The organism is Pseudobdellovibrionaceae bacterium (assembly GCA_020635075.1).
In the GTDB taxonomy this organism is placed as follows: Bacteria; Bdellovibrionota; Bdellovibrionia; order Bdellovibrionales; family UBA1609; genus JADZEO01.
The window spans coordinates 2,088,254-2,101,125 of the sequence record JACKAM010000001.1 but is presented as its reverse complement, the minus strand read 5'-3'; the positions used below and the strand labels follow the sequence as shown (position 1 = coordinate 2,101,125).

9 protein-coding genes are annotated in these 12,872 nt (G+C 51.0%); 6 read left to right on the top strand and 3 right to left on the bottom strand.

The window, feature by feature from the left end:
- Nucleotides 1-10: 10 nt before the first annotated feature.
- Nucleotides 11-979: a hypothetical protein gene (locus H6624_09000; GenBank protein ID MCB9084471.1), complete on the top strand. Its 969-nt coding sequence runs from the start codon at nucleotides 11-13 to the stop codon at nucleotides 977-979.
- Between the two features lie 22 nt (nucleotides 980-1,001).
- On the opposite strand, the gene H6624_08995 is transcribed toward H6624_09000, so the two are convergent.
- Nucleotides 1,002-1,670 (bottom strand): hypothetical protein, encoded by a 669-nt coding sequence (locus tag H6624_08995; protein MCB9084470.1) that lies wholly within the window; start codon nucleotides 1,668-1,670, stop codon nucleotides 1,002-1,004.
- Nucleotides 1,670-2,776 carry a hypothetical protein gene (locus tag H6624_08990; protein ID MCB9084469.1) on the bottom strand — a complete coding sequence of 369 codons (1,107 nt, stop codon included), beginning with the start codon at nucleotides 2,774-2,776 and terminating at the stop codon, nucleotides 1,670-1,672. The genes H6624_08995 and H6624_08990 overlap by 1 nt, the downstream gene beginning before the upstream one ends.
- A gap of 125 nt (nucleotides 2,777-2,901) precedes the next feature.
- On the opposite strand from H6624_08990, the gene H6624_08985 reads away from it, so the two are divergent.
- The 4 genes from H6624_08985 (at nucleotide 2,902) to H6624_08970 (ending at nucleotide 8,604) form a co-directional block, all read left to right on the top strand.
- Entirely contained in the window at nucleotides 2,902-4,419 is a 1,518-nt protein-coding gene (locus tag H6624_08985) for an ATP-binding protein (protein MCB9084468.1), read from the top strand.
- Nucleotides 4,420-4,631: 212 nt separating this feature from the next.
- The gene (locus tag H6624_08980) at nucleotides 4,632-6,563 is read left to right on the top strand and encodes a hypothetical protein (GenBank protein ID MCB9084467.1); all 1,932 of its coding nucleotides are present in this window, start codon (nucleotides 4,632-4,634) and stop codon (nucleotides 6,561-6,563) included.
- Nucleotides 6,560-7,213 (top strand): hypothetical protein, encoded by a 654-nt coding sequence (locus tag H6624_08975; GenBank protein MCB9084466.1) that lies wholly within the window; start codon nucleotides 6,560-6,562, stop codon nucleotides 7,211-7,213. Before H6624_08980 ends, H6624_08975 begins: the two co-directional genes overlap by 4 nt.
- Before the next feature lie 23 nt (nucleotides 7,214-7,236).
- Nucleotides 7,237-8,604: a DUF1501 domain-containing protein gene (locus H6624_08970; GenBank protein MCB9084465.1), complete on the top strand. Its 1,368-nt coding sequence runs from the start codon at nucleotides 7,237-7,239 to the stop codon at nucleotides 8,602-8,604.
- A gap of 12 nt (nucleotides 8,605-8,616) precedes the next feature.
- Here the strand turns inward: H6624_08970 and radA are convergent, their stop codons facing one another.
- Nucleotides 8,617-10,068 carry a DNA repair protein RadA gene (gene radA, locus H6624_08965; protein ID MCB9084464.1) on the bottom strand — a complete coding sequence of 484 codons (1,452 nt, stop codon included), beginning with the start codon at nucleotides 10,066-10,068 and terminating at the stop codon, nucleotides 8,617-8,619.
- Nucleotides 10,069-10,300: 232 nt separating this feature from the next.
- On the opposite strand from radA, the gene H6624_08960 reads away from it, so the two are divergent.
- A complete protein-coding gene (locus H6624_08960; GenBank protein MCB9084463.1) occupies nucleotides 10,301-12,787 on the top strand; it encodes a transglycosylase SLT domain-containing protein in 2,487 nt (828 codons plus the stop codon).
- The last annotated feature ends 85 nt before the right edge of the window (nucleotides 12,788-12,872 follow it).

Here is a 12,872-nt window from a genome sequence, read left to right as displayed (position 1 = left end):
GGTATAGAAAGTGACAGGTCGGGTTTTATTAACGGTTCTGATGATCGCCACTGGAGTCTTCGGTATTGGTTACTATTGGGGGCATCGTCAAGCCGAGATACGGATTGAGAGGGAGAGTTCTGACCCAGTCGACGTCCCTGCCGACTTGGAATCCGCGCAAAAGCTTGAGGATCTTAAGGCCAAGTTCATCAAACTCAGTGAAGAGGACTATGCTGAGTATTTGCAAATCAAGGATGAAAGAGCCAAGTACCAAAAAGCCGATGAGATCATGGGCAAGATCATTCTTTTGTTTTTGGCCGATCTGGGGGTGCGGGTTTCCAAAGATCAATTGAGCTTTGCAAAGGAAAGTACAGAAAAAAGGGCGCCTCGCCCCGCACCAGCCGATATCAGGGGAGAGTCCAATGCTGTGCGCATGGGAAAGTCGGCGGCCTTATCCGAAGCCAGAGGTGAGATTTCCCCCACCAAGCAGTTGGCGATGAAGGGCGTCGTTGGCAACGAAAAAGAACTAGACGATATCTATTCTGATAAAGAGGTGGAGGACTTTCTCAATAAAGTTACAGTGACCAACCTGTTCGACCAGCTCCGCCAGGCGAGAGCTCTTGATCGAGGTCAACTGCGAAGCTTACGGGGGACCTTCACCGGCCAGGTGCACTTTGATGATCCGGCCAAAAAGCGCTGGGATGTGAAGTTGATCTTTCAGGGGCGAGAGCAAGAAGGGGAGTTAACCGGACGAGCAAAAGTTGAGCTTTCCAAAGACGGTAAGGCTTTTTCCACCTCACGTAGTTCGGGCAATTTGGGCAAAAACTTTTCTTCACTCCCGGGAACCAGCCGGGGGATTTTGGTTGAGGCCAATGGTGGTGAGGGCTACTTTCAGCTCTACGCTCCCCAAAGGCTGAACTCATTGGTGGGGCTTTATTACCATCGGGAAAAAGTGGGTGAGTTTAAAAGAACTGGTGTGGTCACCCTCTTTCGTCAATAAGGGTGACCAACAACTTCAATGACTACTTCACTCGGGCCACATAGAGAGCGGGCTCACCATTGAACTCGGTAAATGAACCACCCACCATGATCTCGCCAGACTGAAGGACTTTAACCGTGTTCACTGTGTGATTGAAGCCGCTCCCAACGTTGAGGCTCTTATCTATGGAGCCATCACCGTTGAGGCGGATAAGGCCGGGTGATGAGTACCCATCGTATTTTTGAAAATCACCGGCCACGACAATCTGTCCGTTTTCCATCAGATCAAAGGATTTCACTGGGCCATCAAAGCCTGTGCCCATGTTGCGAATAAAGCTTTGGTCCACCTCGCCATTGGCACCGATCTTCACAATATAGCCAACAATCTGTTGGTCGTAGACCGAGAAGTCACCAGCCACAACCATGGAGTCGTCCCCAAGGACAGCCAGTTTGTTGACCGGACCATTGAAAAGACCTGAGGTGTTGCTTGATCCAAAACTGTCATCGACCACATTCTCGTCGCCGACGCGCAGGATGTAGCCATCGGTGAAGTCTCCACCCAGCATGATTGAACCATCAGATTGCACTCCCGAGGTGTGAATCGCTCCGTTGACCACGTCTTCCAGATTGGCTGAGGGCGCGCGGGCAATGACAATTGAGATACCGGCAAACAAAAACAAGGCGGCCATAATAAACAGATGTCCCTTTTTCATTAGTTGCCTCCTTTGTTTTCTTTATTGCGTTTGCAGTTATTGGCTTTCTTGACCACACGAAGGGCGGACTTTTCTGCCCTGAGCTCACGGTTTTCTCCGCGGTGTTCGCGAATCTTGTTCACCAAGCGACTCTTTTCCTCTTTGTATCTGGCTTTTAGGTCATCCAGGCGAGCCTGATCGGCATCTTTCGCCTTCATCTCGCTGCGCTTCTGACGGTAGTCCTGGCGCGCGTCCTTGAGCTTGCCGCGAAGATCCTTTATGGCCTTGCGGTTTTTGCCCATTTCCTTCTTCACTTTGTCCAGCTGGGCAAATATTTCGTCACAGCTCATCTGCTCCATCTCGGGAGTCGGGATGGCCTGAGCTTTGTCATCCTTTTTTCTCTTTTTACGTTTTTTCTTCTTCTTTTTATGGGTGTCGCCACTCTCCTTGGCTTCATCAACTAAGTCATGGCCTTCATCTTCCTCGGTCGCTTCGACTTCTTCCATGGACTCTGAATCCACGGCCACTAGTGGAGTCTCGCCACTACCCGCGAGGACAATCTGATCGCCATCGTGGAGATCTACGCTGGTGACGGGTCCGCGAACTGAATTTTGTAGGGCCTCAGATAGCTCGGTATCAATTTCCCCATCACTATCCACAACAACCACATTCGGCTGGGCGGAGCCATTGAGATCGGTGAATTCTCCGGCGATAACAACTGAACCATCTTCTGTCGCCTTAACGCCAGAAATGCGGCCGTTGAATCCATTGCCAATGGACTCCATAAAATCTTGATCCACCTGGCCATCAGAGCCCACTATGACAATGCCAGGGCTAGGCTGGGAGTCATATTCGGTGAAGTCACCGACCATGACCACCGAACCATCAGCCGTCTCTTCAATGATGCGAACTGGACCATTGGGTCCAGACGCGGCGTTCGATGTGTCTGGGTTTGAGGGAGTCGAGTCGACGATACCATTAAAGTTGTCTGAACCGCCGCTGTCTCCACCAATGGGTGCAGCTCCTGGAACTCCGCCGCCGCTGGAATCCTTTTCCTGTTTGCAGCCGACTAAGGCGGCGGCGACCAGCAGGACCATGACAATGTTGAGTCTCAGAAACAATCTCATTTTGCTTTCTCCTTCAACGTGCCTCGTTTCTATTGAAGAATATCCCTGATTCTGTAAAGATTTAAGTCCAATCTGAAATGACAAGGGATCTTAGAATGCCTGCCTCAAAGTTGATCAGGTGAGACATGGGATTGTTTCAAAACGAAATTCTGGCCAATTATCCTAAAGCCTATCAGGACAAGTTCAAATCTGTGGTCAATAGACAGATATTGACCAAGATATTTGTCTCATCCTGGGTTGTGGTTCCACTGTTTTTTGCCATTTTGTATTCCACCCCATTGTTTCGCCGCTTTCCCCGGGAGTCTGTGGCTCTAGCAGTGGTCTATTGTCTTTTGATCCTTGGTTTTTTGCTTTGCCATTATTTGCAGAGTCGAGGACGGCTGAAGGGCCGGGCGGGTGAGATCTTGCAGTGGGCTTGCCATTTTGCGGTGGTGGCCTTGTGGGGACTGTTTTCTGCTTGGATCATGTTTGAGTTTCGCCTGAGTTGGACCACATTTTTTGTGACCCTGATCAGTTTGGCTCTCACAGCCAGCCAAGTGCTCATTTTTGCTCCCAACAAACTTTTGTTTTTCAGCAATCTCACTTTGCTGGCAGCGCCTTCCATGATTTCTTGTTTTGCTGCCATTAGAGGGGAGAGCGGGGCTGCCATTGGTATTTTTCTCGCCGTCTATATGTTTTTTATCTGGCAAATTGGCAAAGCGCAAAACACGGTGTTTTGGCAAAACCTAGTTGAGTCCTCGCGTTTGGATGCCATTATTCAGTCCATTCCCGGATCCTTGGCTTGGTACAATTCGGATCTCAAGTATATTGGTTACAACCCTAAACACAAAGCTCTGTGGAAATTCACCGATGATCAGACCGGCCAGTCACTCTTGCAAAATGGGCTGGGCGAGAGTTTAAAGTCTTTGGTTGGTGATGTGTTCAAAAGTGAAAGCGAAGTTCGTACCATTCAGAAAATTGACAAGCAGACCTATTACCTGATCGGCAAACAATACAGTTACGGGGGTGAGGCCCTGCTCATGGGAATTGATGTTTCCAGCCAGCACACGGTGCAAAACGAGCTGGAGAGATCACGCAACACCATTGTCCACAGTTCCCGTTATCTGGAGATCGGCGAGATTTTTCGCGTTCTATTGAAAAACGGCGTTCCTTTCGATTATTTGGACTCTTTGTTGGGCTCTCTCACGATGGGAAAAGATGCTGACGCTCAGAAAATCTCGTCCATGGAGATCGTGAGTGAGATCAATCGGTTGTTTGGCAAGGCCTGTGAGAATCTAAAGATTGAGTTAAAGTTTAGTCAGCAGGAATCCTTCACGGCCCACATGCAGAAGTCAGAAATCATCTTGGCCCTCAGCTCTTTGCTGTTGAACAGTCTTGATATTCTTAAGAGTGTGGAAAACCCGGAGATTTTGGTATCCACCAAGGTTGATGGAGGTACCGGGATTTTTGCCATTCGCGATAATGGCCCTGAGGTCGATGAGGTCTTCCGCGATATCATTTTTGAGCCATTCTTTTCCACCGATGACGCCCACTCCGGCATGGGATTGAGTCTGGTGAAGGAGATTGCACACAACCACAAAGGCGAACTGACTCTCAAAGAGGGTAAGGAATTCCAAATCCGCGTGCCCGTTCAACACAGTTAATTCTGTTCTACTTAATTGTTGATTAGCAGAATAGTGGCTCGTCTTTGTCTGAGAGCCGGGCCGATTGCCGAGCCATTCCCGTAAATCCGAATCTTCGGGAGAAAATTCGCCAGATCCCTGGCGCGGTCCATCGTGGCATTTTTGCGGCAAAGAAATTCTGTTCCAACCTCTCATGCCCCCGTGGTAGCGTAAATCCACATTCGGGAGGGGAAATGGTTCGCTTTGTTTTATTGGGGCTTGTGTCTGCATTGTTTGCTTGTTCGCCGACCCATTCGACTCCTGAGGCTCCCCAGTCTCCGCATAATGAGAAACCTAAAGATCCTTGTCTGATTCGCGTGGGCTCTGAGGCCCGGCACCTTTCGGATTGGGAGCAGCGTCGTTGGTTGAGTAAAACCATGCGGTTGTTGCGCGGGGGAAAGGCATTGACCCACAAAGATCCCATTGAGCAGCTGGTTCAGACGCCACGCCAGCAAGTGCTTCAGGATTTGATGGCCAGTCCTGAGTTCGGTGATTTTGTCCTCGACTTCAATATGTACTTCCTCGGCTTTAAAGCGGACCGGGTGAAGTCAGGTCCAACTCGTTACGTAGAAGGAGTGATGGATCTACCCCATGCCATCGGTTCGGCGCAAGAGACCTTGGCCTGTGGTGACTATGAAGTTCTTCTGGATCTAAACCAACCCTTTTACATGAATCCATTGACCCAGCCTTTTGATATTCCCGATGGCGATCCGGGAGAAATGCCTCCGCCACCGATGGACCCTCCACCGACTGACCGGGAAATCCGCGATCGCTTGTTTGGTCGGATGCAGACAAGCTTGGGCGAGGTGATCAAGTTTGTTGAGGACAATCCGGACCTGCCGATTGTTCCCTACTGTTTGAAGTTTCAAGCCCACCTAGAGGTGACTTTAACCTCTGTGTTTGGCTTGGGTTTACCCTTCCAGCTGATCTTGGCAGGTCCCCTTAATGGTTGGTATGCCCCCATTTTGCGGGCCTGTAATCCAATGGCTCCACAGAGTATTGATTTTTTGAAAGCCTTGAACGGCATCAAACAGTCCAACCAGAGCTTCTACGAGCGAATACACAGCTACACTCCCGATCTCTATTCCACCCCTGACGTGTCGGCGATCCGCACAATCGATCTTTCGGATCTCGGGGCAGGCCCGGGAACTCAGTTTACCACTCGTCACCAAATGCTGTTGGTGAACTCCTCAACCAATTTCAATCGTAAGCGTGCGGCCTATGTGTTGAGTCGCTTTTTTTGTGATGATCTGACTCCTCTCAATGTCGAAGACGTGGATAACCATAGCGATGGGCGCCACGGCTCTGATCCCGCCTGTTATGCCTGTCACCATCGTCTGGATCCCATGGCGGGATTCTTTCGCGACTATGGCCTGCAGTTTAATTCTTTCGCGGGTGAGGACAAAATCACCTTCGACGACGGAGCCACCATGGACCGCGAGGAGTACCAGTTGGCCTGGGAGGCCCCTCCAGATTCAGGGCGTGAATGGAACGTGGGCTTTGTCCGCTCGGTGAAAGACATGAGCAAAAATACCTATGGAGAGAGTCTTGAGGATCTCTTTAACATTATTGGTTCAGCGCCCGAGGTGAAGCGCTGTTTGGTGAGGCGAATGTTTGAGTTTGTCGTCGCTGAGGACCAGGTGTTGGATCCCGGATATTTGGATTACCTGACTGAGGAGTACACCAAGACAGCCGTTCACAACACTTCTTTGGCTTTTAAAGAAACCCTGGCTCGCCTGTTGTTGGGGGAGAGTTTCATGCAAACCGATCTCAACCCTGAAGAGTGCTATGACTTTCCTCCCGGCCATAACGCCGGAGCAGCCCCTCCCTGTCGAGTGAATCATCTTTTACAGAAAAACTGCGTGGCTTGCCACAACACCAATAACAGATCAGGTGGCCTGGATTTAACCAAGTGGATTGCCACCGAAACTGGTGAGCGCAACTTCTCCCATGTGGTGAGTGGGCAGGGGCAGTTGTCGGTTAAGGAAACCTTTTCTCGTTTTGTGGACCGCTTGACCACCTCGGATGAAAACCGTCGTATGCCCAGTCGCAAATACATGGACCCTCAACATCGTGAGGCTCTGTTTTTGTGGGCCAACCAGGTCCTTGGGGAGGCAAATAAATGATCGCTCATATTATCAAGCCCTTTAGCTGCCTGGTGATAGCTGGACTGGTGCTCTTATCATGTTCCAATGATCCAGTTCATTCCCCGGTACCAGAAGAAAAGCCCCAGGCGCCAAAGCCTTCTGAAGCATCAGCTCAGTACTGGGGATATGTGGAGATCAATCGGCGAATCAAGACCGCGATCATCAAAGAAGGTGAGGAGTTTGATCTGGGGATGCTGTTGGGAGCCCCGTACTCCGATTTTGGAAACAATCTTTTGGACCTTTTGGGCACTTATAAAGGTAATGGATACGGCAGTGAGTTTCGTAATGGCAAACCGAACTCCTTAAATATGCTTCTGTGGTACCTGTTGTTTAAGCAGTTCTCTGAAAAACTGGCGGCCAGTTGTGATGATGCCTCGGCCTTGACTCTAAATGAGGCCTTTCGTGAAGTTCACCAGGCTCTCTGCGCCTGGCCGAATGTGACTGATGCAGACACAGCGTTGGCAAAGTACTGGCTCATGGTGATGGGCTTTGAGGCGCCACTTGAGGAAATGGCCAAGTGGCAGGATTTTATCCTGTCGCCTGAGGCGCAGACGTGGTCCCGGCAGCAAGCGATTGAGAATTTGAATTTGGCGATTTTTATGAACCCTTATTACTTATTAAGAAATTAGCCGGCGAAGGTTGGGGGGGACACATGGATCGAAGACAGTTTTTACAGACCAGCCTCGCGGGACTTGGCACCTTGTACATTCCCTCATGGGCCATGGCGGCGCCGAATCGTCGAGTTGCAGACGAACATTTCTTTTTACAGATTCTCGTCCAGGGAGGGATGGATCCTCTTTATCTTTTTGACTCGCGATCTTTGGCCCTGACAGCGGCAGGAAAGCAGGCTCACTATCACAACGTCGAGCCTTATCTGTGGCAGGGGACAAATGGACAATCCACTTTGGCCTCAGATTTGGTCAGGCCTTTGGAAGCCTATAAAGATCGATTCTCCATTCTGAATGGAGTGATGATGGCCACCACTTTTGATGGTCACGATCAAAACATGAACTTTTACTTGGCTGGGAACGCCTTTGGTGGAGAGTGTTTTTTGCCTCACTTAAACGGGGGAGAACAGAGTAAGCCCCTTGATGGACTGATCAGTGGATTTATTTTGGCGGAGCTGCAGAATCTCGGCAAAACGGTTCCGCTGGGCGTGGACTCGGCGGCCAATTTGATTCCTCGTTTGAAGCAGCTTCCGTCGCTCGACCTCAAAGATCCTGTACTTGCCCAACTAAAAGGGCGGATGGAAGCCAATGGCCAAGGCCTTGGCCGCTTTGCCAAGGGAAGCAGTGACATGGCTGAGGCCTTTAGCCAAATGCCAGAACTGGCGAGTGCTTTAGCGAAAGTCGACACCAGTGCGGCGAATAAAGAAGGGCTTACCGATGAAGAAAAGTTTCTTCACTTGGCAGCCGGAATCTTTCGCTCGGGTGTGGCAAAAACCGCCATCTTGGTGTTGTCTACAGACCAGGCGGTGGACACCCATGATGAAGGCGGGGCCAAGGCCTCTCCTGCCCTCGCTCAGGCGGTGGTGGGTAAACTGGACAAGATCTTTAAGGCCATGGGTGATATTGAGTTTGGCCCCGGTCAATCGCTGTGGGATGTGACGACTTTGATGTTTGGTTCTGAGTTTGGCCGCACCATGAGGCAAAGTGGAAAGCCCATCGACAACACCGGTACGGATCATAATCCTCTGAACAACAGTTTTCTGATTGGCGGTAAGGGCGTTAAGTCGAATCTGGTAATAGGTGCTTCTGATTTTAAGACTGCAGATGAGGAGTTATCAGGAGCTCACCTGTCAAAGGACAAAGAATCGATGAAAACCGTGGGGCGGCCCTTTGACTTTCAGACCCAGAGTAGTCGTGAAGACAAGCCGGCTGAATTCAAAGCCGACGACTATCTCAATGTGGCCTCAGTGGTGAACACCATTTACCATCTGTATGGAGTCTCATCGGAACATTACCGTTCACTGAGTCGTAACGGTTCTTCAGCTCCAATCCTAACAGCCCTTCTAAAATAGTCTGCATCGACCCTAGGCGTGGCCGGACTTGTCCGGCTGACGTTCTGGTTTGCGGGTCTTTTTGACGGGTCGACCGATGATCTTTTCCAAATCGCGAACGCCACGGATGAAGACGAAGCGACCACTGTCTTTATCCAGATAATGTTTTACATGTTTGCGATTGGATTCGGGCAACACAAAAGTGGTGAAGCCCAATTTGAGAGCTTCGCGAATGCGTTCCTCAGCAAAGCTGGCGGCCCGGACCTCACCGGTGAGGCCGATCTCGCCAAAAAAAGCAGTTCGCGGATCCAGCTCCTGCTGGCCAGCGGTAGACAGCAGGGCCGCCGCCACGGCCAAATCAGCCGCAGGTTCGGAAAGTTTGAGGCCGCCCACCACATTGACGAACACATCGTTTTGATGAAGGTTCAGATCCAGGTGTTTATCCAGGACTGCGACCAAAAGATGAACGCGGGCCACATCAAAACCGATGGCTGTTCTTCGTGGCATGGCCATGGGACTGTAGCTGGTGAGAGCTTGCACTTCACAGAGCAAAGGGCGGCTGCCCTCCATGGCGGAGAACACACTGGAACCAATCAACTCACTTCCCCGCTCTTCAAGAAAGAGTTCAGAAGGATTGGAGACTTCTTCCATGCCTTGTGAGGCCATCTGGAAGACACCCAACTCATTGGTGGCTCCAAAGCGGTTTTTCAAAGCCCTAAGCAGCCGAAACTGGTGATTGGTGTCGCCCTCAAAAGATAAAACCGTGTCAACCATATGTTCGAGCACTTTGGGGCCCGCAATGTTTCCTTCTTTCGTCACATGACCAATAATCAGCACCGCCATCTCGCCACCTTTGGCGAGTCCCATGAGTTGGCTGGCACACTCTCGCACCTGTGAAACAGATCCGGGTGCTGACTGGATCTCGGACAAATAAACGGTCTGAATGGAGTCGACGACGAGAACATGTGGCTTTTTTGCCTGAGCCAGATTTAGTATATTCTCCAGCCGACTTTCACTGGCAATTTCCACGTTACCTGATTTGATGCCCAGTCGACGTGCACGGAGCGCAGTTTGCGCCACACTTTCTTCGCCAGACACATAAAGAACCGGGTGGTCCTGTCCGGCCAAACCTCCGGCCATTTGCAGAAGCAGGGTGCTTTTTCCGATTCCCGGATCCCCACCCAACAAGGTGTAGCTACCGGGCACCAAGCCACCACCCAAAACCCGATCCAGCTCGCCAATGCCTGTTTGGTGGCGGTCGGTTGAGGCTTCGGTGAATTGCTGATCGAGCTTGAAGGCCCGCAATGTGCCGCCGGACTTATCGGCCCCGCCAATGGTCCAGCCTCTTCCTGTGGATTTAGTGGCTTTAGCCACAGTTTCTTCCACAAAAGAGTTCCAGGCCCCGCAATCGGTGCAGCGGCCTTCCCATCTGGGGCGTTGAGAACCACATTCCTGACAGACAAAGATCGATTTGTTTTTAGCCATACACCACCCCTACCATTGGCTAGGTCGGGTTTCAAAACCAATTACAGGTTGATTGGCCATTTCCCCCTGTGTTTGTGTCTAAATAGTTGGTACCGGGTTCGTTGGGCTGCGGCTATGCACCATTTGGCCAGACCTGGGTCAGGGGAAATGGTGCATAGCCGCAGCCAAAGGTCCTCGGTACCAATTCCCGCAAATGGGTTTAGAATAAATAGAAGTTTCCAAGGAGGGAAATTTGCGCCGTTGGGTCCCAGGGGTGGTCCTCATTTCATTGTGTTTTTTCGCCACGGCATCGGCTCAGTCGAGTCTTTTCAAAGGTGTCCGGGAAAAGGTCGAAAACCAGGACTACATTGCCGCCCAGGGGCTTCTTGGTGAAATCAAAGCTCCGCTTACGCCCATTCAAGCCGGACAAAAATCATTCACCGAAGGGGTGATGGCTTTTGAATTGGAAAAGTACGATGAAGCCAAAACCCATTTACAAAAAGCCCTGACCTTTCCCGGTCCTCTTGAGTACTACATTCGTTATTACCTGGGACGAGTCCTGCAGGCCAAAAAGCAGTACAAGAACGCCGACAAGGAGTACAAAAGGGCTCTCAGTTTGCGGCCGCCTCGCCACCTGGCCTACATGACCAAGTTTCATGTTAGCCAAATGTCGATTGAGAGAAAATGGTGGAATACGGCCTATAACGAGCTCAAGTATCTTGAGCGTCGTTGGCGCCGAGATGAAAACTATCCCGAGGTTCTTTGGCGACTGATCAATGTCGAGATGAAGCGGGCAAGAAAGTGGCGTGCCTGTCGGTGGGCGCGAAAGCTTTATAGTAAGTATCCGGCCCATCCACTTGTAGATGACTGGGGAATCGATCTGCCCTCGGCTCCATTCCAAGGGAGCAAGTTGGGTTGTTTGGGAACTACGGCGGATCAAAAAGAACGCATCCGCCGTCTGCAGTGGGCGGGAGAATCGGATCGGGCCAGAAAGGAACTGGACACACTTCGCTCACGGGCCAAAGGTGAGCCGGCGGTTTTCATGGTCGATCAAATGTTCGCCCAGTTTTTAATCAACGAAGGCTACGTGAGTGAGGCACTTACCGTCTTACTTAAGCATTACGAAAAACATCAAAGGTCTTTCAGCTATCTACAATTGTTAGCCAAGGCTGCCGCAAGGGCAGGGGAATACCAAACCGCCGTCGGTGCATACAACCGCGCCCACGATTTGAGTCCCAAATCCCGTGGGGGGCGCGAGGCATTATTTCAGGCGGCATTTTTAAGCTATCAGTTTCAGGATTATGATGGGGCCGCTCGGAAATTTGAAAAATTGATTGAGAAGCATCCTCGCTCGGGTCTGAGTCGGGACTCCCAGTGGCACCTTTCCTGGATTCGCTATCTTAAAGGTGATTATCAGGGAGCCATCGCCGGTTTCGACAAGATTTTGGACAAAAAGAAAAACCGCCGCACCCGTCGTGGGTGGCGCAAATTTTCGGTAGAAAAGATCAACTACTGGAAGGCAATGGCTCTATTTCGCATGGAAAAGTTCGATGACGCTAAGAAGGTCTTTGAATCGATTAGCAAAGATCATCTGGTTGACTACTACACTATAGCCGCCAAATACCGCATGGAAATGATTCCGGGATTGGAACAAAACCGCCAGCTGGCCTCGGCGGGAACGGCAGAGCCTCTGAAACCAGGTGGCTTGGAAAACGCTCTTCCAGATGACGAAGCCGCGGTGGCCGATGCTGCCTCAGCGGTCAATGGGGAAGTCAACTCCAGTGGTGCCAGTACAAGCGAAGAGTCGGAAGAGGATGAATCGGAAGACAGTATATCCATCACAGGTACCGACGGGGAAAGCGACGATCCGGCTTCTGATGAGACCGAGGGAGAGCCTGAGGCTGACCCGGAAGAAAAGACAGTGACAGCGACGGACTTTAAAGACCCGGAGTTGCGTCTGAGATTTGAAAGGGCCAGTTTACTTATTGAAGTGGGGCTTCTTGACTGGGCCAAGTGGGAGCTCTATGAAATCGAAAGGCGCACCCGCAACCAAGACTACTTGAAAATGTTGATGCTCGCCTATGAGCAAATGCGTTCTTATCATCGTTCCTCTTATATCGGCATTGTCTACTTTTCTCGCCCGCGAGCTAAGTACGGAGTCACGGGAGTTCGCTACCTGTGGGAGCATGCTTATCCGCGGGCCTATAGAGATTCAGTGGAGAAGTATGCGAGTCAGTTTAATGTGCCCAAAGAGTTTGCCTGGGGAATCATGCGGGCGGAGAGCTCTTTCCGTCATGACATTGTTTCACCCGTCGGTGCCAAGGGCCTGATGCAAATCATGCCGAATACGGCTCGCCAGGTCGCTCGCCTCATGGGCGATAACACCTTTAACGAACGCCAGCTGACGGTGCCAGACGTTAACGTTCGTATCGGCGTACGCTACCTCAATCGCCTGTTGACCAAGTTTGACCAGCTGGTTCCCTTGGCGGCAGCCAGTTACAATGCTGGTCCTCACCGCGTGGAGAGTTGGCTGGCAAGTTTTGGTAAGTTGGACATGGATGAATTCATCGAACATATTCCTTTTATCGAAACTCGTAATTACGTGAAGAAAGTTGTGCGTAATTACGGCATCTACAACCGTCTCTACAACAAGACGGAAGTTCCCATGGCCTGGCTAACTCAGCCAATTAAAGTCGAAATTACCCGGCCCTCGCCTCGGGAAACCTGGGAAGCCCTGTAATCGGGAAAAAGCCCTTATGACAGATGGTGTCAGGAGGCTAATAACCCCGCGCGTTCCCGGCCCTTACCTTGACTTTGCCAGTCAA

Bases quoted from the DNA above. Each gene is read 5' to 3' on its own strand.
- H6624_08990 (MCB9084469.1), bottom strand. From the start codon at position 2,776: ATGAGATTGTTTCTGAGACTCAACATTGTCATGGTCCTGCTGGTCGCC.
- H6624_08995 (MCB9084470.1), bottom strand. From the start codon at position 1,670: ATGAAAAAGGGACATCTGTTTATTATGGCCGCCTTGTTTTTGTTTGCC.
- H6624_08985 (MCB9084468.1), top strand. From the start codon at position 2,902: ATGGGATTGTTTCAAAACGAAATTCTGGCCAATTATCCTAAAGCCTAT.
- H6624_08975 (MCB9084466.1), top strand. From the start codon at position 6,560: ATGATCGCTCATATTATCAAGCCCTTTAGCTGCCTGGTGATAGCTGGA.
- H6624_08980 (MCB9084467.1), top strand. From the start codon at position 4,632: ATGGTTCGCTTTGTTTTATTGGGGCTTGTGTCTGCATTGTTTGCTTGT.
- H6624_08970 (MCB9084465.1), top strand. From the start codon at position 7,237: ATGGATCGAAGACAGTTTTTACAGACCAGCCTCGCGGGACTTGGCACC.
- radA (MCB9084464.1), bottom strand. From the start codon at position 10,068: ATGGCTAAAAACAAATCGATCTTTGTCTGTCAGGAATGTGGTTCTCAA.